Here is a 25,219-nt window from a genome sequence, read left to right on the forward strand (position 1 = left end):
ATATTATCTTTTTAATGTAAAGTGTGATTTAAATTCTTTATTAATGTTTTCCTCAGTATATTCTACTTTAAACCAATAATCTGAAGATGGAAGTTGTTCTCCATTGAAAGTGCCATCCCATCCATTTTCATTTGGCTTTATTTGCTTCAATAATTTTCCGTATCTATCAAATATAGAAATCAAACCTTCGTATTCTAAAGGTAAAATAATATTCCATGTGTCATTAAATCCATCTCCATTTGGAGTGAAATAATTGGGATAAGTTATAGTTTGAATCATATTACTAGCAAGCAAACCACAACCTTGAATATCTCTAACATAAATTGTGTAGGAACCATTTGATAATCCATTAAAAACAGAACTAGATTGCCAATCAATAGCATTTAAACTGTATTCGTAAATACCAAATCCACCTTCAACATTGGCTTGAATAGATGCCAATCCTGTTGCAAATGCAGGTGTTAGCAATTCTGCATTTACTGAAACAGGTCCGGATGAAATAGTTCCAAAAATGGAATTAGTTGCACTACAAGAAGTGTCTGTATTTGTAACAACTACAGTGTAATTACCAGAGGTAGTTGCAGTGAAAGTAGCAACATTTCCGTTTGGATTAGTTGGGGTCCATTGATAACTATAATTTCCAGGTGTATTAGGAGTGGCGTCTATAGTATAAGATCCTACACCTGTTACAGGATCAACACAAATGATAAAATCATCACCTAAATTTATATCGGGTAATGGATTTACCACGAGTTTTAAAAAGGGTCCTAATCCGGCACATTCATATAAATTACTTTCTATTCGAACCCAAATTAATTGTTCATTTGGGTCGGTGTTTCTAAAATTCGTGACAGAAGTAATCGCATTTTGTTCAATCTCAGCATCATTTTGATTCAAATAATAGCTAAAAGTATAAGATTGACCAGCAGGAAATTGATTAATTAAAGCGCTTTCGATTTCGGTTAAGTCAAAATATCCAATTCCATCACCTGAAGGATCATTTTCGCTAATATCAACATCACAAACATCATTGATGACATATCTGTAACTTTGGGGAACATAAGTGGTAGAAACAATTAAGTCAACTCTAGTTATTCTAAAACATCCATTGGTATTAGTTGTTCGAGCCCAGACAACACTTCCATTAGATGCATTAAAAGAAGTTTCACTAAAGACAAAATCATTATTATTAATAGCTCCAGTTAAACTATTGTGATATGAAAAGGTCACATCAGTATCTGATGAAATTTGGGTATTAATCTGAGTTAAATTAAACGTTGTGTTAGCATCTCCATCTGTATCGCATTGTTTTAGTGGAACTACAGCAACAACATTAGGTTTACTATTTACTATCAAATTAAACGAAGCTGTCAAAAAACAACCATTATTTATGTTGGTTAATCTCACATAGATAATTCGGTTTGTTGAATAAATAGATGTAATACTATTATTGCCAGCTATTGCTTCATTTTGTTCACTGTGGTATGTAATGTTGTATCCAGGAACTAAATTCGAAATTTCTGTATTTTTTTGAGTCAAATCAAAAGTAACGAAAACATTCGTGTCATTTCCATCAACATCGTTATCACAAACTTGCAAAGGAGTTATTAAAGGAGTAGCAGGAATAGGATTGTTCGTTACTGTCACACTAGCAGAAACCTCTGCACATGCTCCAGATGCTGAAATTCTATACGTATAAACTCCAGATACATCGATGGCAGGATCAAAAATACTAGAACCTGATGAAAGTGTAGGAGTCCAAGTGCCGCCAGGAGTAATATTGTTACCTAACAAAGTAAATAAATCGATGGTAGAAGCATTGATACAAGTTGAATACGAGGCATTATTTCCTACATTTGGTGCTTGATTAATAGTTACGTTAACTTTTACGGGAATGGTTACCAACGAAGCATTACAATCTTTAGTAAATCTATAAATATATTCTCCTTCAATATTTATAGCAGGATCAAAAATGTTGTTATTTAACGGTGCACCACCCGCCGGAATTGTCCAGGTGCCATTTACCCCTGGATTTCCTGTTATGGCTTCAAAAAGATCTATTGTTTCGTTAGAACAAATAGCAACATCGGTGTCTTCTGGATTACTACCAAAACCTGAGTAATATCCTGCAAAGCCAGATGCATCACCAATAAATCCAAAAACACCAACGGCTAATGGGCCTGTAGATTGAACATTAACATTACCATTAATTCCAGATGTTCGATAGGTTACCCAATCCGTATTTCCTAAAACAGGTTGTGCTTGAGATGTTGGGATAGTAATTCCGTTTACAGAAACAGTAGCTGATGAATAAGTTAAAATCATTAGCTCAGCAGTATAAATAGTATTTCCAATTCTGTCTACATTAGGGATGTTTACTGAATTTTGGAAAAAACAACTCAAAGGAGGAATGAAATTTAAACCTGCAGTAGCCGTATCATCACCTCCACCTATTAATTGATAAGCATAAACATTTTTTGAGGTTCGAACAAATAAATTTTGGTTTCTGGCACTACCTTGATAAAAAGAATTGTCAATTAAATAGTAATCTCCAGCATCAATGATCGCTACAGGTGTTGTAGAACCATTGACATAAATTTCGGTATTATCTTCATTAGCAACAATAAGAGGCAGTTCCATAGATGGCAGACCATTACCTTCAATAAAAATATATTCATTTCCAATTTGACTAGAGGATACGATTTGATCCAGAGCAAAATCAGCTCTATTGTTTTGAATTCCCCCTAAAGCATTTCCAGAATTCACAGCAATAGGTTTATCAGAAGTAATTAAAGATCCAATAGCACCATCTAAATTAGCAATATTATCGCTGTAACCTGAAAAAATAATACTTTGTCCAGCGTTTAGTATGAAATTTTGATTTGGAAGTGTTACTGAGCCTGTTGGGGTTACAAATGTAACTCCAGGATCATAGCCAGTTAAACTAACCGAAGTATTGTTTTCAGTAGCCATGACACTTGCTACAAAAGACTTTCGATAATCTACAGATTCATTTATGATATGTCCCAATCTAAAAGAAGTGCCAATTCCTGGTTTTCCTTTGGATATCAAAGTCTCAGCATGATTAGCTGATCTAACTCTAAAGCTTACATAAAAATCTTTAATACCTTCTAAAATAATACCACTGTTAGACAATACTACATTTACATTGTTTTGGCCTAAAAACATTTTCGTGTTTTGACCTGATCCCAAGTTAATCGTTGCAGGAGAGGTTGCTGAAATAGTAACTGGACTTCCTGGAATAGCAACTCCTGCACCATCAGTTATAGTAACTGTAAAAGGTGATGTTTCTTGGGTTGATAAATACAAATATTGATCCGCTACAGCCGATGCATCTCTACAGTGAAGAGGTGGAATCCAGTGTTTATTACTTAATTGTGAAAAGCAAACATTTGAAATCAACAGTAGTATGAAAAATATTTTTCTAATCATAGTTAAAATTAAGATAGCTCGTAAAAATACGTAGAAAAGCATAATTAATCTAAATATTAACTAAAAAAACGCTCTTAATTGAACACTACCGGTATGAATCGTTTTGCTCCTTTCGCTATTCCTTCCTTGATAATTGATGTTTAGATCTAAATATTGCGTTAAATTTTTCTGAAGTAAAAAGCGCCAAGTTTGATTTTTTCCTGGCTGTAAGCCTTCTAACATTTGAAAACCTACTGCTGATAAAGCATTTCCATTAAAATTATTATTATACATCGAAAATTCGCTATTGAAGCTGAATCCTTTTTCACTATTTAAGGTAAATGATGTTCCTAATCGGGTTTGTTTTAATATTTCAAATGCTCCTATTTGATTCTCTTTTTGTTGGTATTCATAAAAAACATCCCAACTCACATTTTTAGAAAATAAGTATCCAATTTTTGGCTCTATTTGAAAGCTTTCTATATTAAAATTTCTATTTGGATAATTTTCTGATTTTGTTTGAGTTTCTGTAATGCTTCCTGAAAAATTAAACAACCAACTTTTCTTAACTAAATGCAGATATTGTAATTGATGCGATTGATTTTTAGCCGCAACACTTCCCACCGAAAGCAAATTTTGACTTTCATTAATCAAAAAAGAATAGGTGGTAGAATGATGTTGTTTCCCTCGATTAAAAAACAAACTATTTCTAAAATTCGTGTTCAAACCAATCAAGTCATCATCATTTTTTGAAAACGGATTCAAGTCGAAATTAGAACCATCTCTTCGAATTCTGCGTTCTATTAAAAAAGATGTTTGGTTGTAAAAATAAGAAACGAATTTTTTAAATCCTTTTTCATTTTGCCATTGATTAAAATTAAAATTCAACGCTTGTGAAAATCGGTTTTGATGGGTCCGTACAAAAACTTGATTAGGTAAGAACACGCGAACATAAATGGCTAAATCAGGAAATGGCGCTATTTCAAACTCTTGTAATTCTTGAATTCCATTCTCATTGTAATCGTTCCACATGTAAACTCCTCGTCCAGGCTCTACTTCTAAATAAGTAAATTCTTGTTGAGCAATCGTTCCTGAACTGGTTTCATAAGCGGTTGTTGTCTGAATTAGCTGTCCAAAATATCTATCAGAATACAAAATGCGGGAATTCAATGAAGATTCATTTTCTTTGTTTATATCTTCATATTTTAAAGTGCGATAATTTAAAAACACACTCAAATTACTTTTTTCTGTTTTGATTAATTGCGACTTTAAGTAATACGAATTCGAATGATTTACACGCTCAATTCGGTTGTTTTGCAAACTATCATTCTGACGTTGTAAAAAACCCAATTCTACAAAAACTTTAGTCGAATCACCTCTTCCTACAAATGCGCCATATTCTAAAAAGCGTTGGCTCAAGGCCGAAAATGTATTGGTTGCCTTCAGTTTTTCCGAATTATCTTCCAAATTCACAGTAGCGCCAATCCAATTTTTACCCAATTTGTAAGACGAACGATTTTCGCTTCTGGAAAAAGATGAATTCGAAAGTTCAGAATCACTTTTCATAGCGCTTGAATTGCTCCAAATCATCCAGTTTCTGCCAGAATATCTTCCTGAAAAAGTGTGCTTATTTCCCGAAAAAGCATCGCCAAAAGTTAAGTTTTCAAACTGATAAATCGCTTTTCCTTTGTTGTTGAAATTAAAATCTAATCCCGAAGTTAAGAGGCTTTGATTACCAATTAAAGGCGATGTAATGTTCCAATCGCGATTAAATTCGATGTTGAACAAACGTTCAATTGGTTTGAAATTTTCTTGAATGAATTGATAATTCGCAAACGCATCTACCTTAGTTTTTTCATCATAAACACGTTGTTTTCCATTGAATTTTCCAGCAAAACCTCTGTTGTTGGTGTCGTTTAAGTTGGAATATAAATTTTGATCGCTGTTACTTAAAGCTACTTCAAAATCCAAAAGAGTTTTCTCATTCGGATTGTATTTCCCTAAAACCGTTGCCATTTGAATTTTTGTTGGTGCAATCAAACGGATTATTGGTTCGTAATTTCCTTGGGGAATTCCACCAATTGGCTCGACATATTCATAAATTTTACCAACGGCTTGATTATTTGCTAAAATGTAATTTCCTTGATTATTTCCAACCAATGAAAAACGTACATTGTACAATCCGTCATCTGGATTGTTCGAATATTCAAATACTTCAACGCCATTAACCAATATTTTTCGATACAAAATTTTATTTTCTGAATACGAATCTAAATAGGCTGAGGGTCCATTCATTAAAGAAATATCATCACCAGCATTTTGTAAAATAGCAATTTGTTCTTGTGATAAATTTTGTTGCAATGGCTGGTTTTTTACATCACTTTCCGAATAGACATAACCACCAATTTGCCAATTTTCTCTCTCGTGCGAAATCCCGCCATAGGTTATAAATCGTGTATAATTTCTATCGGTATATTGATATTCAACATTAATTCGCATTTCGGAAGTAATCGGAAATAAAGAAGTGAAGATAATTTCCCCTGCGTTGTAATCGATGATGTAGTCGTTGTTTTCGCCACGTGTTTTCAAAATTCCGTTGACGTAAACCCGTTCCGAACCCGAAATTACTAAAACATATAATTCGTTATTATTGCCTCGCAATTTATACGGACCTTGATTGCCTTCTTGTCCGGTAAAAGTACTTTTTGCATATTGTCCACGAACCAAAGCTCCTGAAGCAACCACTTCTGTTTTTTTATCAGGAGTTCCGAAGGTAAAACGAGTTGATAATCCTTGTACTTTTTTGTTGAAATTCAAGAAAGCAGATTTTCGATTTTCTAGAAATAAATCTCCTGCTCGAATGTTCCATTTATCCGAAAATAATTCGATGAAAATTTGGTCAAACTCATCTAATTTTTGCGAATAGCCGCCTTCTTGTAGCGGAATATTGCTGTCTTGAATGGATGCACGCAAACTTACTTTATCCGAAATTTTTCCTGTGATTTGTAAATCTAAATTCGAATTCACTACCGTGTTTTGATTGTTTCCAACCGTAACGCCACGCGTAATACTTCCCGAAGTATTCAATCCGTCGAAAGGTTTGAATTTGGTGTTTTTCTCTTTTTTGAAAACGACTAATTTTCCTGCTTCGTTGGAAACTACTTTGTCGTCATCGTAAATAGAATACGTTTTGGTTAAAAAATCAGGAAATTTTGAATAACGAACCACTAACGAATCAGAAGTGTTGATTTCTTTGATGAAAATTACCGTTCCTTTTTGGAAATTTACTTTGTAAAAACTCGTATCAATGACTTTTCCATTTTTGTCTTTAATTTCAAAAAAGGAATTGTTCAAACTAAATTTCTCAATCGAAATCGTGTCTTTTGAAAACGCAATTTTTTTAGTAGGATAGGATTGTAACGTTTCCTGAGCAAAACCACTCAAAAAACATAACAGAAATCCCGCTAAAAAAACAATTTTTTGCATAAATACTATAACTCCGAATCTTCAAAAGTAGTATTTATTGTTGGAAAGTTTTGCTAAGGTTGATTTTGTGGCTTGAAAAATAAATCAAAAGAATTGAAATTTTAACAAAATGTGCAGAAAAACTACAGCAATGGTTTTGAAACAGCGATTTATATTGCACCTCGAAAAACATTTTAGATTTTACAATTATTAAATATTATGCAAGTGAGAATTAATTTTTAAAACCGTAAAATTTTATATAAAATACCGTAAAATCATAAGATGATTAAATATTTAATTTGTATGTGATTACTAATAATACTTAATAAATTATTGGAAGATTGCTTGCTAAACTTTGATTTAAAGTAAGAATTTGAAGAAGCTATTATGTTTTTAATATTTTGAGTTTGTTTGTAGTGGGGAAAATAAGCCGAACAGATACCCGAAAATGATAGTAGGTGTTTTTAAACTAACTTAATTAAAATGAAAAAATTAAATTTCAAACTTTTTTTAACATTAAATTTATTATTTTTATTCTTTGGTTGTTCTAGCTCAGATGATTTACAAGTAAATTATGTATATCAATATGAGAAGATATTATTTGCAAAAGGGAGTAATGGGATGAATAATAGAGAAGAAATTAATCAAGATTTATTAAATTTTAAAGTAAAAATAACTTCTTCCATTGAATTATCAGATAAGTTAACTTTTGATGAATTGGGCGTTTTAATCAAAGATTCAAAAGCTAATATTGAAGTTGAGTACTTTATTAACGATGAAAGTATAATTGCCACAAGTATTAAAGAAGGAGCGGATTTAAATTCTTTAGCTGTTAGTTCAAGAATTTGTGGAAATTGCGTGAGAGATCAAAATGGTAATATTTTAGATAGTTTTTCATGTTCTACTCAAGGAGTAAAGCAATGTTCGTTTGCTGTTTACCAAAATTGGTCTAAGCTTAAGATTGCTTACGAATCATTAACAGGTGGTGCCCAAGAGGTTGTTGTCGATTGCATAGCAAGAAATTGTGGAGGTTGGTAATTTTAAAATAATTTCAAAAATGAAGAGTATTATAAATGTTTTTAAAGACACCTTTAATTTTAAAGGGTTGACTAATCGAAAAGAATATTGGACTTATGTTATTTCTTTTTATGTTTTTGGATTATTACTTTCGATTATTTTAGGGTTAATAGAAGGTAGATATTTGAGAGTAAATAATCTCCAGCCTGATGGACTAATGTTTCAAGATTTTAAATTTTATTTAAAATTAATTTTGTTGATACCAATGGTTTCTGCGACTACTAGACGGTTAAGAGATGCAGGTTTTTCTACATGGTTTACAATCATTCCAATTTTAAATTTTATACTTTGTTTGAAACCTACAAAAAGAAATTATTAAGTTGGTTTTGTAATGTAATTGAAAAGATCTTTAAAAGACCTTTTTCTTTTTGTAGGAATTTTATTGTTTGAATATTTTTAACTCCGAATCTTCAAAAGTAGTATTTATTGTTGGAAAAAAGGAAGTATTTTGTTTGAACCGCAAATTCGCAGATTTTTTTGAATAATAATCTGCGAATCTGCGGTAATTTATTTTAAAACTACTCTTTCGTAATCACCTGCATTGTTTCTCTCGAAATCTGGCGTAGCAATATTGTTTTGTTAGTCTCAACAACTTTTGCAGCGTTTTCATCAAAATGTCTGATGGTGTAAAGTGATACATTTTCGTTATAGGAAACTTTGAATTTCTTAGCCAACACTTTTCGCAACTCTTCAAAGTTGTTGTATTTATCTTCAATACAAACGGAGAAACTAATTGCTGTGTTCTGAATTAAATTCACTTTAATTTTGTATTTCGAGAACAAGCCAAAAATCTCACTAATGTGATTTTCCATAATAAAATCGAAATCAATAGACGATAACGATAATAACAATTGGTTTTTCTTTACGATAAAACATGAAGTTTTCGGTTCTAAATCTGCACCTTTTGAAACGCTGGTTCCAGGTAATGTCGGGTTAACAAACGATTTTACATACAACGGAATTTCCTTTTTCTGTAAAGGTTGTAACGTTTTTGGATGAATAACCGAAGCACCGTAAAAGGCTAATTCGATTGCTTCTCTATAGGATATTTGGTTCAACAAAACTGCATTTTCAAAATATCTTGGATCGGCATTTAAAACTCCAGGAACGTCTTTCCAAATGGTAACACTTTCCGCACCTAAACAATAGGCAAAAATAGCAGCAGTATAATCCGAACCTTCGCGACCTAAAGTTGTGGTGAAATTATTTTCATCTGAACCTAAAAATCCTTGTGTGATGTTTAACGTTTTTTTCTTAACGCCTTTTGAAATTAATTTTTGAGTGGCTTCCCAATCGACTTGGGCGTCACGGTAATTGTTATCTGTTTTGATTAATGGACGAACATCAATCCAATTGTTTTTTAAGCCACTGTAATTGAAATAGTGACTCACAATTGTGGTAGAAACCAATTCGCCGATGCTTACCACTTGGTCGTAAACAAAACTATAATTTGGAGATTTATTACTACGAATGAAATATTCTAGATCATCAAAATGCGCGTTGACATCAAAAAACACTTCGTGATCTTCGTCTTCAAATAAATCTAATAAAATTTGGTTGTGATACTTTCGAACTTCTTGCAACGAGGCATGCAATTCTTTCGATTTGTCAAAGTAATTTTTGATCACGACTTCTAAAGCATTTGTGGTTTTTCCCATGGCAGAAATTACCAACAAAACATCTTCGTGTCCTACCGTGTTTAAAACATGTAATACATTTTTTACGCCTTCGGCATCTTTAACCGATGCACCTCCAAATTTGAATATTTTCATTCTTAAAAGTATTAAGATTCTTGTATTAAGTATTACGACTTATGAAATTATTGATGCCTTCTTCATCCATATGCACCACACGCCAATCGTCTAAGACTTTAGCACCCGATTTTTCATAGAAATTAATAGCTGGTGTGTTCCAGTCTAAAACATTCCATTCGATTCGGCGCACATTTTCTGCTTTTCCTTGTTTGATGATTTCTTTGTAAAGGGCAAATCCGGCACCTGTTCCGCGTTTGTTTTCTTTTACAATTAAATCTTCTAAATGAATGGTTTTTCCTTTCCAAGTCGAATAACGATAATAATACAAAGCCATTCCGATAATTTCGCCATCAACGTCAGCAACAAAACATTGAAAAAGCGGATTTTCCGAAAAACCATCGCGAATTAAATCATCAACAGTAACCACAACAGCATCAGGTTCTTTTTCAAAGGTTGCCAATTCTTGAATCAATTCTAAAACGGATGGCATGTCGTTTTTGGTGGCTTTTCTAATCATCATTTTTCGTAATTTTTTACAAAAGTAAAATTAACTTAAACATCTTTTTAAATAATTAAAGGGATTTCACAAAAAACACGATATTTGTGCTTTAAACACAACTATAATTTTTTCGAAATGGAAGAAAGAAATAAAACCCTAGGTGAATTTATCATTGAACATCAAAATTCGTTTCAATATTCAACAGGAGAACTATCGCGTATCATTAACTCTATTCGTTTGGCCGCAAAAGTGGTAAATTATAAAGTAAACAAAGCGGGATTGGTAGATATCGTAGGTGCTGCCGGAGAACAAAATATTCAAGGAGAAGACCAACAAAAATTAGACGTTTACGCAAACGAAGTTTTCATTCAAACTTTAATCAATCGTGAGATTGTTTGCGGAATCGCTTCGGAAGAAAACGATGATTTTATTACGGTTGCAGGTTCAGATAATTCACACAATAACAAATACGTAGTTTTGATGGATCCGTTAGATGGTTCTTCTAATATTGATGTGAATGTTTCAGTGGGAACGATTTTTTCTGTATTCAGAAGAATTACACCAGTTGGAACTCCTGTAACTATTGAAGATTTCTTGCAACCAGGCGTAAATCAAGTAGCGGCAGGTTATGTGATTTATGGAACTTCGACGATGTTAGTTTATACAACAGGTCACGGTGTAAACGGATTTACCTTAAATCCAGCTATCGGAACGTTTTATTTATCACATCCCGATATGAAATATTCGGAAGATGGTAAAATTTACTCGATTAACGAAGGTAATTATGTTCATTTTCCACAAGGAGTGAAAGATTACATCAAATATTGTCAATCAGAAGAAGGCGACAGACCTTACACTTCAAGATACATCGGAAGTTTAGTTTCTGATTTTCATAGAAACATGATTAAAGGCGGAATTTATTTGTATCCAACCAGTTCAAAAGCACCAAATGGAAAATTACGTTTGTTATACGAATGCAATCCAATGGCCTTCATAGCCGAACAAGCTGGAGGAAAAGCTTCTGATGGTTACAGAAGAATCATGGAAATCCAACCTACTGAGTTACACCAACGCGTTCCGTTCTTTTGCGGAAGCAAAAACATGGTAGAAAAAGCAGAAGAATTTATGGCGAAAGCGAAGTAATTTCTTTAAATAAGAAAATAAAAAAGCACAAACTCATTAGAATTTGTGCTTTTTTATTTTAAAGCAGATTGAATTATCTGTTCATGTGTTGCATTTCGTAAATGAACGTGTCTAAATCCACATTCATGTCTACTAATTTTAAAGCTTTATCTACGATATAACCTACATTTCCTGGAGTAAATCCTAAAGCTAAAGCGTATTTTTTTAATAAATCTTGCTCTTTTTCACCCGTAACATGTTCGTCAGCATATACCATTCTAGACAAATCATATAGACGTTCTAAACGGTGTGAGTGTAATAGTGGTGGATTAACCGGATATTTTAAAGGATTTTCTAAAATTTCTTCATATTCTGCTTGAGAAATCTCTAGTTTAATAGCTAATTTATCTAAGAATTTTTTCTCCTCAGGAGTGATGGTGCCATCTGATAAAGCTACCCTTACAATGGCTGAAAAGTGACCTTTATTTCTGTTTCTAAAACCACTATCGAATAAATCTGAAATTGACATGTTGCTTGTTTTTTTATATTAAAGCAAAATTACATAAAATTCTATCTTTAACAACAATTTAATCTGGTTTTCTGTCTGATAATTTGGTAACATATAAAAATAAATCGTAAGTTTGAAATTCCCCGAAAAAACTTAATTGTTATGTCAGAATTTTGGATGTATTTTACAATTGGTCTCAAGCATGTATTGGATATAACGGCTTATGATCACGTTTTGTTTTTAATGGCTTTGGTTATTCCTTATGCCTTTAAAGATTGGAAAAATGTTTTTGTTCTAGTGTCACTTTTTACAATTGGACATACTTTAGCTTTGCTATTATCAGTTTATGGAGTGGTTCAAATTCAAGCTGTTTTAATAGAGTTTCTAATTCCTATCACTATATTGGTAACAGCCGCTTTTCACCTTTTTACTGCAGGAAAATCAGCTAAAAAAGACAATATCACTTTCGAAGCAATAGTAACGTTGTTCTTTGGAATTATTCACGGACTTGGTTTTTCAAATTATTTTAAGACAATTTTACCAGGTGATACTTCTGTTAAATTACTGCCTTTATTAGAGTTTGCTTTAGGAATTGAAGCGGCTCAAATTATTGTAGTAATAGCAGTGTTGATTTTGTCTTATGTGGTGCAAAATTTCTTCCGCTATTCGAAAAGAGATTGGGCTTTAGTTATGTCAGCATTTATAATTGGTGTAGTTTTGCCAATGATTATTGAAAGCGAAATTTGGATGAACTAATGAAGAAAGAAAAAAGAGCAAAATACGATAAGGCTTATCTACGAATTGCCAAAGAATGGGGTAATCTGTCGTATTGCCAACGAAAAAAAGTAGGCGCAATTATCGTTAAAGACAAAATGATTATTTCCGACGGCTATAACGGAACACCATCAGGTTTTGAAAATTGTTGCGAAGACGAAGATAATGTAACCAAATGGTATGTGCTTCACGCCGAAGCGAACGCCATTTTAAAAGTAGCACGTTCTACGCAATCTTGTGAAGATGCTACGTTATACATTACCCTTTCACCTTGCAAAGATTGTAGCAAATTAATTCATCAATCGGGAATTAAAAGAGTGGTGTATCATCAAGAATACAAAGATACTTCAGGAGTTGATTTCTTAAGAAAAGCAGGTGTTGAGGTCGAATTAATTGAAGATTTGAGCTAAAATGAAAATGAATAAAGTATATTTTCCAATTGTAATCGCAGTAGCTGTTGCGGTAGGTTTGTTATTGGGAAGTAAACTCAATCCTTCTACAGAAACAGCTTTCTTAAACCGAAATGCCAATAAAAATAAACTGAATAAACTTATCGATTTCATCGAAAAAGAATATGTTGACAGTTTAAATACAGATTCTATTGTCGATTTAACAGTAAATGGCATTTTAGAAAAACTCGATCCACATTCGGTTTATATTCCCAAAAGTCAATTAGAAGCGGTTGAGCAAGAAATGCGTGGCAATTTTGTTGGAATTGGCATCAATTTCTACATGTATAACGATTCCTTAGCCGTTATAAAACCTATTGCAAACGGTCCTTCAGAAAAAGTGGGTTTAAAATCGGGCGACCGAATTCTTTTCGCGGATAAATTACAATTGTACAACAAAAAATTAGAAACCGATACGTTGTTTTCTATCTTAAAAGGCGAACAAGGTTCTAATGTAAAACTAACCGTTTACAGAAAATCTGAAAAAAAGAAATTCGCCGTAAACGTTACTCGTGATGTTATTCCAATCAAAAGTGTAGATGTTTCGCAAATGGTGGATAAAACTACGGGTTACATCAAAATCAATCGCTTTGCTGAGAAAACTTACGACGAATTTTTATCGGGTTTAACCCAATTAAAAAAAGAAGGTGCAAAACATATTATTATTGATTTACGTGATAATGGTGGTGGTTATTTGGAATCAGCCGTTGCAATTGCAGACGAATTCTTGAAAAACAAAGAGTTAATCGTTAAAACGAAAAATAAAAAAGATAAAATCGAAAGCACGTTAGCCACTGAAAAAGGGATTTTTGAAACCGGTAAAGTCAGTGTTTTAATCAATGAAAATAGTGCTTCTGCAAGTGAAATTTTAGCAGGAGCCATTCAAGATAACGACAGAGGTTTGGTTTACGGAAGACGTTCTTTCGGAAAAGGATTAGTGCAACGCGAAATGCCATTAGGTGACGGTTCGGCTGTACGATTAACTATTGCCAGATATTACACACCATCAGGACGTTCAATTCAGAAACCGTATGAAGACAAAGGTGAAAATTACTTTAACGAATTCGATAAACGTTTTGAAAGTGGTGAATTGTACGAAAAAGATAAAGCCAAAATCGCAGATAGTCTAAAATTCAAAACAAAGAAAGGTCGCATCGTGTATGGTGGTGGCGGAATTATGCCTGACATTTTTGTTCCGTTAGAAGATTCCCACGGCGCAGAAGGTTTAACTATGTTGATGCAATCTGGATTAGTAAACTATTTTGTATTTGAACAATTGGATCAAAACCGCAAAAAGTTTGAAAAGATTTCGATGGAAGCTTTGGAAAAAGAAATTCGTTCCGGAAATTATTTCAATAACTTTAAGGCTTACATGGCAAAAGGCGGTTTGCTTTTCAATTTAGAGAATCAAAAAGAAAAAGTGTTATTCTATCTTCAAGCAGAATTTGTACGTCAACTGTTTAACGAAAAAGCGTATTACCAATTGATTTTAAAGAAAGACAATATGGTCAATAAGGTGTTGCGTAAGTAAAATGTCTTTAAAATGAGTAGAAGAGATAAATTATTCGATTTACCAATTTATAAAAAAGCCGAATTAATTTTAGATTTGGTCAATAGTCTTTTAAATACCATTAGTGAAGAAGACGAGTATTTAAATGCCACAAAATACATGATGCGAGATGATGCTGCGATAATTTGTGCTAAAATTGCGGGTGCTGAAGGCGGAGATATGTACAGCATACGAATGCAAAATGCGGCTATCATTAGAGATCATGCGATGCATTTATATGTTCAAGTAGGAAGTTTGCGATTTCACGATTCTTTTAAAGATACCGATTATGTTACGTTGATTAGAAAAGAAATCGACGAATTCAGAGAATTATTTATTAATTGGGTAGCTAGTTTTGACAAGAGTAATTATTATTGGGACGAATGGGAATTGTTCAATCCACCAGGAGCTATTCCACCTGATCCAAATGATTATCAAGATCCAATCAATTGGGATGATTTTTTAGAAGGAATGAATTTTGATGATGAAGAAGACGATTCAGAAGAATAAAAAGCTATTTCTCCAAAACATCATGCACCTGCACCGGATTTCCGTTATTCCAAAACGTTAAAATATCCGTTGCAACCGAAGCACCACTACCAGCGGCGATACTTAATTGACTTCTATGCCCAGCTAAAACTCCAGCTGCGTAAATACCTTCAGCAACCAGGTGGTCTGTATTTTTTAATTGGATTCTATTTTTCTCAGGAGCGGCTTTTTGATGTGGCATTACAAACGATTCCAAACCTTCAACTGTAAATGGATTTCCAGCACCAATAGCAATAACTATAATTTTAGCTTGAAGTGAAGATTTGTTGGTAGTAACTGTGAAATTTCCTGCTTCACCAGAAATAGAAAGCACTTTTTCACCATGAATTTGTTGTACGTGCGGATATGAGTTGGTCAAATGTTCCAAACTTTCTTCCAACAATTCACTGCCTAATTTCCCTGCGGGAATTCCGTATGCGTTATTAAAAATGGCATTTTGTAGTGAAGACGCTTTTTGATGTGCTACAATCGCAATCTTTTTATCCATTGCAAACGGTTTGTTTTGGGCTGAACCCAAAATCAAAGCACACGAAACGCCTGAAACTCCAGCGCCAATAATTAAAACGTCAAGCATTATTGTTTGGTTTTTTCTTCAATCATTTTTGAAAAACGCAATAACACTAATAATAGAATTGCACAAATTCCAGCCACAACACCAATAATGGCAATCGTGCTATTTCCTTCAAATGGATTGCTATAATCAATTTGAAAAAGATTAAAAACAATTAAAACTAAAGCTATGGCAACTGCCACATAAGTAAAAATTTTCATTTTGTATATTCTCTAAATAAATAATCCTTTAACATTCGCGGCGAATAATTTTACTGCAATCGCCAATAAAACCACGCCAAATATCTTGCGAATCACACCTAAACCATTGGTTCCAAGTAATTTTTCGATTTTACCTGAAGATTTCAAAACACCATAAACAACTACTACATTTATAATAATCGCTATGATAATATTGATTTTGTCATAAGCAGCACGTAACGATAATATCGTTGTCATCGTTCCCGCTCCAGCAATCAATGGAAACGCAATCGGAACAATCGAAGCCGTACTCGGATTGTCTTCTTTGTATAATCGAATGCCTAAAATCATTTCTAAGGCAAGGAAAAATAAGACAAACGAACCAGCAACTGCGAACGAATTCGCATCAATACCAATCAATTTCAGAATTTCTTCTCCCACAAATAAAAAGGCAATCATAATCACCGCCGCTACAATTGTCGCTTTTTCCGATTGAATATGCCCCATTTTACTACGTAAATCAACAATAATAGGAATACTTCCCACAATATCGATCACAGCAAATAAAATCATGCTGATGGTAAAAATGTCTTTCCAATTGATTCCGAATTCCATAAAACGCTGAATATTTGTGCAAATATAAGGATATTGAATCAAGAACGTTTCTAATTTAACGATACATTATCAATTGCAAGGTCAAAAATCAAGAACAAGAGCAAGTTCAATATCAAGTTCAAATTCAAAGCAATGTGAAGATTTAAACGCAAAGTCGCAAAGTTTTTCGCAAAGAAACACAAAAGAACTCTGTGAAACTTTGTTTTACAAAAAATCCGTCATCATTCGCGCTTCGTAGAATCTGTGTCATCCGCGTGCCTATATCAAGTTCAATTTTAAATCCGAAAATCTAAATTCAAAATCGTATCTTTGCACTTTAAAATAAACCCAATATGTTTCAGTTAAATAAAACCATCGTTTCCGAAGAAATCTTAGAAAAAGAATTCGTTTGCAATTTGTCAGCTTGTCAAGGTGCTTGTTGTGTGGATGGCGATGCGGGTGCTCCTTTAGATGAGGAAGAAACCAAAATTTTAGCTGAAATTTTTCCAAAAGTAAAACCCTTTCTTCGTCCTGAAGGAATTAAAGCCATTGAAGAACAAGGAACGCACGTAGTTTCCGATTTTGGTGAATTAGAAACACCACTTATCGACGGAAAAGACTGTGCTTATGTAATTTTCGACGGAAAAACGGCACTTTGTGGAATCGAACAAGCCTACAATCAAGGAATTGTAGATTGGAAAAAACCAGTTTCTTGTCATTTATATCCAATTCGAATTAAAGAATATTCGGATTTCGCAGCAGTGAATTACCACAAATGGCACATTTGCGATGACGCGTGTTCGTTAGGACAAGAATTAGGAGTTCCGGTGTACCAATTTGTGAAAGAAGCACTAGTTAGAAAATTCGGACAACAATGGTTTGACGAATTAGACAAAGTGGCAAAAGAGTTAAAAAAATAATCTCATTTTTATCGATTAAAAACACTCGTGAGTCGCTTATTTTTCAGTTGCTTACAAGGATTTAACAGTTGTTTTATTGGTTTTTAACTTATTGATTTACAGTATTTTAAAAACCTATATTAATTTACTGACAATTATCAGCTTTGTTAAAAACTTGCTCCAATTGTGAATAAGTTTGACTTTCATTTCTCGTTTCAAATGACAAACTTTGTAATCCCCAAATAAGTCAATTTAACCAATCATTAACATTTTTAAAATCAAATAGCTATGTCTATAGTGGAACCTATTTTGCAAGAAAACAAAGATCGATTTGTCATTTTTCCTATCAAACATCAAGATATTTGGGAATGGTACAAAAAACAAGAAGCGTGTATTTGGACAGCAGAAGAAATTGATTTGCATCAAGATTTAAACGATTGGAACAATAAATTAAATGACGATGAAAAATATTTCATCAAACATATTTTAGCATTTTTTGCAGCTTCAGACGGAATTGTAAACGAAAACTTAGCAGAAAACTTTGTTAATGAAGTACAATATCCAGAAGCGAAATTCTTCTATGGCTTCCAAATTATGATGGAAAACATTCACAGTGAAACGTATTCGTTGTTAATTGATACATATGTGAAAGACGAAGCAGAGAAAAATCAGTTATTCCATGCGATTGAAGTGTTTCCAGCGATTAAAGAAAAAGCACAATGGGCTTTAAAATGGATCGAATCGGATTCGTTTGCAGAAAGATTAATTGCTTTCGCAGCTGTGGAAGGAATTTTCTTTTCAGGTTCATTCTGTTCGATTTACTGGTTGAAAAAACGTGGATTAATGCCAGGATTAACGTTTTCAAACGAATTAATTTCTCGTGATGAAGGAATGCATTGTGATTTTGCGGTTCACTTACATACACATCACATTGTAAATAAAGTGCCAAAAGCAAGAATCAAAGAAATTATCGTTGATGCATTAAATATTGAACGAAAATTCATCACAGAATCGCTACCGGTGAGTTTAATTGGAATGAATGCGACTTTGATGACGCAATATTTAGAATTCGTTACGGATAGATTATTAGTAGAATTAGGATGTGATAGAGTGTATAATTCTTCAAACCCATTTGATTTCATGGATATGATTTCGTTACAAGGAAAAACGAATTTCTTCGAAAAACGTGTTGCTGAATATCAAAAAGCCGGTGTAATGAATTCCGATGCAGATTCAAATAAAATTAGTTTTGACGCTGATTTTTAAAATTAAATATGAAGCGCTATAAAATGTCGGGAGACTTGCGCTTTTGTTCAATAATTATTAACCGAAAGCAGGGAAGGGATTGTCTGTTTTCAAAAAACTAAAAACATATGTATGTAGTAAAAAGAGATGGCCATAAGGAGCCAGTAATGTTTGACAAAATCACGGATAGAATTAAAAAACTATGTTATGGATTAAATGACATGGTAGACGCTGTGAAAGTAGCAATGCGTGTAATTGAAGGATTATACGACGGAGTTTCTACTTCTGAATTAGATAATTTAGCAGCTGAAACCGCAGCTTCCATGACGGTAACTCACCCAGATTATGCCCAACTAGCGGCTCGTATTGCGATTTCTAACCTACACAAAAATACCAACAAATCATTCTCGGAAACGATGAGTGAAATGTATCACTACGTAAACCCAAGAACCAATCAACCAGCACCTTTGATTTCGGATGAGGTTTATGAAGTTATTCAGGCTAATGCAGAATTTTTAAATTCTCACATTATATACAATCGTGATTTCAATTACGATTACTTTGGTTTCAAAACCTTAGAACGTTCGTATTTATTAAGAATCAACGGAAAAATTGTAGAGCGTCCACAGCACATGTTAATGCGTGTTTCAGTCGGAATTCATCTTAACGATTTAGAAGCAGTGATTGAAACTTACGAACTAATGTCGAAAAAGTTCTTTACACACGCTACTCCAACTTTATTCAACGCCGGAACTCCAAAACCTCAAATGTCATCTTGTTTCTTGTTAACGATGCAAGATGATAGTATTGACGGAATTTATGATACGTTAAAACAAACAGCAAAAATCTCGCAATCAGCGGGAGGAATCGGTTTGGCTATTCATAACGTTAGAGCAACAGGTTCGTACATTCGTGGAACAAACGGAACTTCAAACGGAATTGTTCCAATGTTACGTGTTTTCAATGATACCGCTCGTTACGTAGATCAAGGTGGAGGAAAACGTAAGGGAAGTTTCGCTATTTATTTAGAAACTTGGCATGCTGATATTTTCGAATTCCTAGATTTGAAAAAGAACACCGGAAAAGAAGAAATGCGTGCGAGAGATTTATTCTTCGCGATGTGGACTTCAGACTTATTCATGAAACGTGTGGAAGAAGATTCCACTTGGACGTTAATGTGTCCAAACGAATGTCCAGGTTTAGATGAAGTTTATGGTGAAGAATTTGAAGCTTTATATACTTCTTACGAAGCACAAGGAAAAGGTAGAAAAACTATCAAGGCTCGTGAACTTTGGGAAAAAATTCTTGAATCTCAAATCGAAACAGGAACGCCTTATATGTTGTACAAAGATGCGGCGAACAGAAAATCGAACCAAAAGAATTTGGGAACTATCCGTTCATCAAACTTATGTACAGAAATTATGGAGTACACTTCTCCAGATGAAATTGCAGTATGTAACTTGGCTTCTATTTCGTTACCAATGTTTGTGGAAAACGGAACATTCAATCACGAATTGTTATTCAATGTAACAAAACGCGTTACTCGCAACTTAAATAAAGTAATCGATAGAAATTACTATCCAGTAAAAGAAGCGGAAAACTCAAACATGCGCCATCGTCCAGTTGGATTAGGAGTGCAAGGTTTAGCGGATGCTTTCATTATGTTGAGAATGCCGTTTACAAGTGACGAAGCGAAAAAATTAAACCAAGAAATTTTCGAAACTTTATATTTCGCAGCAGTTACCGCTTCTATGGAAATGGCAAAAGAAGAAGGGCCGTATTCAACTTTTGAAGGTTCGCCAATTTCTAAAGGAGAATTCCAACACAACCTTTGGGGCTTAAAAGACGAAGATTTATCAGGTCGCTGGGATTGGGCAAGTTTAAGAAAAGAAGTAATGGCAAATGGAGTGAGAAACTCATTATTAGTAGCACCAATGCCAACGGCTTCAACTTCTCAAATTTTAGGAAATAACGAAGCTTTCGAACCTTATACTTCCAATATTTATACAAGAAGAGTGCTTTCTGGAGAGTTCATCGTGGTAAACAAACACTTATTGAACGATTTAGTAGAAAGAGGTTTGTGGAACGAAACATTGAAGCAAGAAATCATGCGTCACAATGGTTCGGTGCAACACATTGAAAGAATTCCTGCTGATTTAAAAGAATTGTACAAAACAGTTTGGGAAATGTCGATGAAAGATATTATCGATATGTCGCGTCAAAGAGGTTATTTTATTGACCAATCGCAATCGTTAAACTTGTTTATGCAAGATGCTACCTATGCGAAATTGACTTCGATGCATTTCTACGCTTGGAAATCAGGTTTAAAAACGGGAATGTACTATTTAAGAACAAAAGCTGCAGTGGATGCGATTAAGTTTACTTTAAATAACGACAAAAAAGAAGCTCCAATTGAAGTGAAAGAACAACATGTTGAAGTGAAAAAAGTAGAAGCTATTGCCGTTTTAGAAGAACCAGCAGAAATGTCAGCTGAAGAATACAGAGCCATGATCGAAATGGCTAGAAACGCTGGTCCAGAAGATTGTGAAATGTGTGGTTCTTAATTAGATAAAAGAACATAGAAAATAGAATATAGAAAACAGTCATCACCCGATGGCTGTTTTTGTTTTAAATAATTACAATCCAATTCGTACATTTGAAAAAAATACAATTATGTCAAAAGATAAAAAGGGAATTTACACGGGAATTATAGAAAAAGATGCAGATGGAAATTATTTCTGCGGTGAATACTTATTGGATTACCAATACACAGAGAAAAACTTCAAAGTAGGAGATGAAATCAACATCAAATCGGTTATTGTAAATCCGAGTGATAAAAGTTATAATCAGTATCCAAAAAAATCGAGAAATTTCTTCTTAGCTAACGAAAAAGAGTAATATAAAAATCCGCAATCTTCAATCTAGAATCTTATGATGCAGTGGGAACAATTATTGTCCTTAAAAAGACAAGGCGACACCAGTAAACGTTTACGAAAAGAGCAAGACGACACCCGTTTAGGCTTTGAAGTCGATTATGACCGAATTATTTTTTCTGCCGCTTTTAGAAGTTTGCAAGATAAAACGCAAGTCATTCCACTTTCCAAAACCGATTTCGTTCACAACCGACTAACACATAGTTTGGAAGTTTCTGTTGTTGGGCGTTCTTTAGGGCGTTTGGTTGGAAAGCAAATCATTGCAAAATATCCGCATTTACAAGAAGTTCACGGCTATCAAGCCAATGATTTTGGTGCGATTGTGGCTGCTGCGGCATTATCACATGATATTGGAAATCCTCCTTTCGGACATTCAGGAGAAAAAGCGATTGGAGAATATTTCAAAACCGGAAACGGATTGCAATACAAAGACCAATTAACCGAAAAACAATGGCAAGATTTAATCGATTTTGAAGGAAATGCTAATGGTTTTTCAGTGTTGGCGGCTTCTCGAGAAGGAATCGAAGGCGGATTGCGTATTTCGTATGCGACTTTGGGTGCTTTTATGAAATATCCGAAAGAAAGTTTGCCAAAAAAACCAACGCAAAAAATCTGTGATAAAAAATATGGTTTTTTCCAGCAAGACAAAGAGTTCTTTGCTGAGGTTGCTAATGAGTTAGGTTTAATTTCGAATAAATCAGGAAACGATATTGGTTTTGAACGTCATCCATTAGCGTATTTAGTAGAAGCGGCTGATGATATTTGCTACACCATCATCGATTTTGAAGACGGAATTAACTTAGGCTGGATTCCAGAAGAATATGCATTAGAATATCTAATCAAACTTGTCAAAAACGGAATCGATACCAAAAAATACAACGAACTCATCACTAAAGAAGATAGAATAAGTTATTTGCGTGCCTTAGCCATTGGAAGTTTAATCAATGATGCGGTAGCGATTTTTATGGAAAATGAAAAAGCTATTTTAGCTGGAGAATTTACATTTGCCTTGATGGATAAAAGTCAGTACAAAGCGCAAATGAACGACATCATTCAAATTAGTATTAAAAACGTATACCAAAGTAAAGAAGTAATTCAGAAGGAAGTAATGGGGTATAAAATCATCAATAATTTATTGGATGCATTTTGTACGGCTTATAACAAAAAAGTAAACGGAACAGCTTCTAATTACGATGAATTGTTATTGGAGTTATTGCCAGAACGTTTCCAATTTCAAAAGGAAAACCTTTACGATAGATTGTTGCATATTTGTCATTTCGTTTCTTTATTGACAGATGGTAAGGCGTTGGAGTTATATAAAACCATTCAAGCAAATAAATAGGAATGGTTTAAAAATAAAAAACCTCTCAACTGAGAGGTTTTTTTATGTTGCAAAATAAGATTTTATTAAGCTTCAAAAGGAATTACAGATACATAAGATTTGTTTTCTCCTTTTTTCTGGAATTTTACAACTCCATCAACTTTAGCATGTAAAGTATGATCTTTACCCATGTAAACGTTTTCACCTGGGTTGTGCTTCGAACCTCTTTGTCTTACAATGATGTTTCCAGCAATAGCAGCTTGACCACCATAAATCTTAACGCCTAAACGTTTCGATTCTGATTCTCTACCATTCTTCGAACTACCGACACCTTTCTTGTGAGCCATGACGTAATATTTTTAAATGTTATTCTTCAGTTTTTGGTTTTTTTGTTGCTTTAGCTTTTGGCTTAACTTCTTCAGTAGCTTCAGTTACTTCAACTTCAACTTCTTTTTTAGCAGCTTTTTTCTTAGCACCAGCAGCAACGATTCCTTCAATTAAAATTTGAGTGAATGATTGTCTGTGACCGTTTTTCTTTTTGTAACCTTTTCTTCTTTTCTTTTTGAAAACAATTACTTTGTCACCTTTTAAGTGTTGTAATACTTTGGCTTCTACTGAAGCACCTTCTACAGCTGGGGCGCCTAAAGTTACAGTTCCATTTTCATCTAACAAAAGTACTTTGTCAAAAGAAACTTTAGCTCCTTCTTCTGAAGCTAAACGGTGAACATAAACCTTTTGGTCTTTGCTTACTTTGAATTGTTGCCCTGCTATCTCTACGATTGCGTACATAACAATGATTTTAGTTAAAAAATTTAAGGTTGCAAATATACAATAATTTCTAAACCAAACAACTATCTATTCCATAAAAAGTAAAATTACAGATGAAAATATTTTTTTTCTTAAAAAATGTAACAAAATCATGAAATTGCGTCTTATTAAGAATTATATCAAACAAATTAATAACGTATGAAAAAATCTTTAATGGCTTTGGGTACTGCACTTATGCTTGGCGGAACTGCCACTGCTCAAAAAGTAACATTTGAGGAATTTGATTTAGACAATGGTTTACACGTTGTGCTACATCAAGATAATTCTGCACCTGTGGTTATTACTTCTGTAATGTATCATGTAGGGGCAAAAGACGAACAACCAAACCGTACTGGTTTTGCTCACTTTTTTGAACACCTTTTATTTGAAGGAACAAAAAATATCAATCGTGGTGATTGGTTTAAAATTGTAACAGCAAACGGAGGAAACAATAATGCGAACACAACAGACGATAGAACGTATTATTACGAGGTTTTTCCATCTAATAACTTAGAATTAGCGATTTGGATGGAATCAGAAAGATTGATGCATCCTGTTATTAACCAAGTAGGTGTTGATACACAAAACGAGGTTGTTAAAGAAGAAAAAAGATTACGTGTTGACAATCAGCCTTATGGTAACTTAATTAAAGCTGTTAAAGAAAACATGTTTAAAGTGCATCCTTACCGTTGGACAACCATTGGTGAGATGGAGCATTTAGACGCTGCTACTTTAGATGAATTCTTAGCTTTCAATAAGAAATTCTATGTACCTAACAATGCGGTATTAGTGGTTGCAGGTCAGTTTGACAAAGATCAAGCAAAAGAATGGATTAAAAAATATTTTGGTCCAATCCCAAAAGGAGCGCCTGTAACACGTCAAAAATATGAAGAAGCACCAATTACTGAAGAATTTAAGGCCACTTGGCAAGATCCAAACATCCAAATTCCAATGTTGGTATCGGCTTACAGAACTCCTTCGATGAAATCTAGAGAAGCTAGAGTTTTAGATATGATTTCAACTTATTTGTCAGATGGAAAAAGTTCTAAACTTTACAAAAAAATTGTAGACGATAAGAAAATGGCTTTACAAATTGGAGCATTCAATTACAGTCAAGAAGATTACGGAATGTATTTGATTTACGGTTTACCAATGGGAAGCAACACAATGGAATCTATTTTAAAAGAAATTGATGAAGAAATCGTGAAAATGCAAAACGAATTAATTTCGGAAAAAGATTACCAAAAACTTCAAAACAAATTTGAAAGTAATTATGTAAGCAGTAATGCTTCTGTTGAAGGAATCGCGGATAATTTGGCAACGTATTATATGTTGTATGGTGATATCAATTTGATCAATACCGAGATTGATATTTATCGTTCTATCACAAGAGAGGAAATTAGAGACGTGGCTAAAAAATATCTAGGCTCTAACCAAAGAATGATTTTAGAATATGTTCCTGCTAAAGATAAAGCACAAAACTAAGATTTGA

Annotated in this window: 23 protein-coding genes; 13 read left to right on the top strand and 10 right to left on the bottom strand. The window is 33.6% G+C overall.

Translation table 11 applies throughout. The annotated features are described in order from the left end of the window. Positions 1 to 3: 3 nt before the first annotated feature. The gene (locus tag NAT47_RS09395; RefSeq protein WP_250582165.1) at positions 4 to 3,453 is read right to left on the bottom strand and encodes a T9SS type B sorting domain-containing protein; all 3,450 of its coding nucleotides are present in this window, start codon (positions 3,451 to 3,453) and stop codon (positions 4 to 6) included. A 60-nt stretch (positions 3,454 to 3,513) separates the two neighbouring features. Further along, positions 3,514 to 6,918 carry a hypothetical protein gene (locus NAT47_RS09400; RefSeq protein WP_250582167.1) on the bottom strand — a complete coding sequence of 1,135 codons (3,405 nt, stop codon included), beginning with the start codon at positions 6,916 to 6,918 and terminating at the stop codon, positions 3,514 to 3,516. Positions 6,919 to 7,380: 462 nt separating this feature from the next. On the opposite strand from NAT47_RS09400, the gene NAT47_RS09405 reads away from it, so the two are divergent. Together NAT47_RS09405 and NAT47_RS09410 are read left to right on the top strand one after the other, a co-directional pair. Then, entirely contained in the window at positions 7,381 to 7,935 is a 555-nt protein-coding gene (locus NAT47_RS09405) for a hypothetical protein (protein ID WP_250582169.1), read from the top strand. A 19-nt stretch (positions 7,936 to 7,954) separates the two neighbouring features. After that, complete coding sequence (locus NAT47_RS09410; RefSeq protein WP_250582171.1) at positions 7,955 to 8,293, top strand: DUF805 domain-containing protein; 339 nt, start codon at positions 7,955 to 7,957, stop codon at positions 8,291 to 8,293. A gap of 199 nt (positions 8,294 to 8,492) precedes the next feature. Here NAT47_RS09410 and NAT47_RS09415 read toward each other — a convergent pair whose 3' ends face one another. Together NAT47_RS09415 and NAT47_RS09420 are read right to left on the bottom strand one after the other, a co-directional pair. Continuing rightward, the gene (locus tag NAT47_RS09415) at positions 8,493 to 9,746 is read right to left on the bottom strand and encodes an aspartate kinase (protein WP_250582173.1); all 1,254 of its coding nucleotides are present in this window, start codon (positions 9,744 to 9,746) and stop codon (positions 8,493 to 8,495) included. 25 nt (positions 9,747 to 9,771) lie between these two features. Beyond that, positions 9,772 to 10,248 carry a GNAT family N-acetyltransferase gene (locus tag NAT47_RS09420; protein WP_250582175.1) on the bottom strand — a complete coding sequence of 159 codons (477 nt, stop codon included), beginning with the start codon at positions 10,246 to 10,248 and terminating at the stop codon, positions 9,772 to 9,774. Positions 10,249 to 10,362: 114 nt separating this feature from the next. On the opposite strand from NAT47_RS09420, the gene fbp reads away from it, so the two are divergent. Further along, complete coding sequence (fbp, locus tag NAT47_RS09425) at positions 10,363 to 11,370, top strand: class 1 fructose-bisphosphatase (protein ID WP_250582177.1); 1,008 nt, start codon at positions 10,363 to 10,365, stop codon at positions 11,368 to 11,370. Between the two features lie 73 nt (positions 11,371 to 11,443). Here the strand turns inward: fbp and NAT47_RS09430 are convergent, their stop codons facing one another. Continuing rightward, complete coding sequence (locus tag NAT47_RS09430; protein ID WP_250582179.1) at positions 11,444 to 11,878, bottom strand: tellurite resistance TerB family protein; 435 nt, start codon at positions 11,876 to 11,878, stop codon at positions 11,444 to 11,446. A 141-nt stretch (positions 11,879 to 12,019) separates the two neighbouring features. Between NAT47_RS09430 and NAT47_RS09435 the strand changes: the two genes are divergently transcribed. The 4 genes from NAT47_RS09435 to NAT47_RS09450 are packed head-to-tail and all read left to right on the top strand — an operon-like array spanning position 12,020 to position 15,139. Continuing rightward, positions 12,020 to 12,613, top strand: coding sequence for a HupE/UreJ family protein (locus NAT47_RS09435; RefSeq protein ID WP_250582181.1), 594 nt, complete (start codon positions 12,020 to 12,022; stop codon positions 12,611 to 12,613). Continuing rightward, positions 12,613 to 13,041, top strand: coding sequence for a deoxycytidylate deaminase (locus tag NAT47_RS09440; RefSeq protein WP_250582184.1), 429 nt, complete (start codon positions 12,613 to 12,615; stop codon positions 13,039 to 13,041). The genes NAT47_RS09435 and NAT47_RS09440 overlap by 1 nt, the downstream gene beginning before the upstream one ends. A 1-nt stretch (position 13,042) precedes the next feature. Next, entirely contained in the window at positions 13,043 to 14,611 is a 1,569-nt protein-coding gene (locus NAT47_RS09445; RefSeq protein WP_250582186.1) for a S41 family peptidase, read from the top strand. Positions 14,612 to 14,623: 12 nt separating this feature from the next. After that, a complete protein-coding gene (locus NAT47_RS09450; RefSeq protein WP_250582188.1) occupies positions 14,624 to 15,139 on the top strand; it encodes a hypothetical protein in 516 nt (171 codons plus the stop codon). Positions 15,140 to 15,143: 4 nt separating this feature from the next. Here the strand turns inward: NAT47_RS09450 and NAT47_RS09455 are convergent, their stop codons facing one another. Genes NAT47_RS09455 through NAT47_RS09465 form a run of 3 tightly spaced genes read right to left on the bottom strand, consistent with a single transcriptional unit; the run spans position 15,144 to position 16,543 of the window. After that, positions 15,144 to 15,752, bottom strand: coding sequence for an FAD-dependent oxidoreductase (locus tag NAT47_RS09455; RefSeq protein WP_250582190.1), 609 nt, complete (start codon positions 15,750 to 15,752; stop codon positions 15,144 to 15,146). Then, positions 15,752 to 15,949, bottom strand: coding sequence for a hypothetical protein (locus NAT47_RS09460; protein ID WP_231842459.1), 198 nt, complete (start codon positions 15,947 to 15,949; stop codon positions 15,752 to 15,754). The genes NAT47_RS09455 and NAT47_RS09460 overlap by 1 nt, the downstream gene beginning before the upstream one ends. Positions 15,950 to 15,961: 12 nt before the next feature. Beyond that, entirely contained in the window at positions 15,962 to 16,543 is a 582-nt protein-coding gene (locus NAT47_RS09465) for a MarC family protein (RefSeq protein ID WP_250582192.1), read from the bottom strand. A gap of 332 nt (positions 16,544 to 16,875) precedes the next feature. On the opposite strand from NAT47_RS09465, the gene NAT47_RS09470 reads away from it, so the two are divergent. The 5 genes from NAT47_RS09470 (at position 16,876) to dgt (ending at position 22,941) form a co-directional block, all read left to right on the top strand. Then, entirely contained in the window at positions 16,876 to 17,442 is a 567-nt protein-coding gene (locus NAT47_RS09470; protein ID WP_026725987.1) for a DUF3109 family protein, read from the top strand. Positions 17,443 to 17,709: 267 nt separating this feature from the next. Further along, a complete protein-coding gene (locus NAT47_RS09475) occupies positions 17,710 to 18,687 on the top strand; it encodes a ribonucleotide-diphosphate reductase subunit beta (RefSeq protein WP_250582194.1) in 978 nt (325 codons plus the stop codon). Positions 18,688 to 18,794: 107 nt separating this feature from the next. Next, positions 18,795 to 21,230: a ribonucleoside-diphosphate reductase subunit alpha gene (locus NAT47_RS09480; RefSeq protein ID WP_250582196.1), complete on the top strand. Its 2,436-nt coding sequence runs from the start codon at positions 18,795 to 18,797 to the stop codon at positions 21,228 to 21,230. 109 nt (positions 21,231 to 21,339) lie between these two features. Beyond that, entirely contained in the window at positions 21,340 to 21,564 is a 225-nt protein-coding gene (locus NAT47_RS09485) for a hypothetical protein (protein WP_250582198.1), read from the top strand. A gap of 36 nt (positions 21,565 to 21,600) precedes the next feature. Next, complete coding sequence (dgt, locus tag NAT47_RS09490; protein WP_250582305.1) at positions 21,601 to 22,941, top strand: dGTP triphosphohydrolase; 1,341 nt, start codon at positions 21,601 to 21,603, stop codon at positions 22,939 to 22,941. A gap of 65 nt (positions 22,942 to 23,006) precedes the next feature. On the opposite strand, the gene rpmA is transcribed toward dgt, so the two are convergent. Together rpmA and rplU are read right to left on the bottom strand one after the other, a co-directional pair. After that, positions 23,007 to 23,267 (bottom strand): 50S ribosomal protein L27, encoded by a 261-nt coding sequence (rpmA, locus tag NAT47_RS09495; RefSeq protein ID WP_073582069.1) that lies wholly within the window; start codon positions 23,265 to 23,267, stop codon positions 23,007 to 23,009. 19 nt (positions 23,268 to 23,286) lie between these two features. Further along, complete coding sequence (gene rplU, locus NAT47_RS09500; RefSeq protein ID WP_250582199.1) at positions 23,287 to 23,709, bottom strand: 50S ribosomal protein L21; 423 nt, start codon at positions 23,707 to 23,709, stop codon at positions 23,287 to 23,289. A gap of 177 nt (positions 23,710 to 23,886) precedes the next feature. Here rplU and NAT47_RS09505 point away from each other — a divergent pair, with 177 nt between their 5' ends. After that, the gene (locus NAT47_RS09505) at positions 23,887 to 25,212 is read left to right on the top strand and encodes a M16 family metallopeptidase (RefSeq protein ID WP_250582201.1); all 1,326 of its coding nucleotides are present in this window, start codon (positions 23,887 to 23,889) and stop codon (positions 25,210 to 25,212) included. Positions 25,213 to 25,219 lie beyond the last annotated feature (7 nt).

The organism is Flavobacterium fragile (genome assembly GCF_023634865.1).
GTDB lineage: Bacteria > Bacteroidota > Bacteroidia > Flavobacteriales > Flavobacteriaceae > Flavobacterium > Flavobacterium fragile.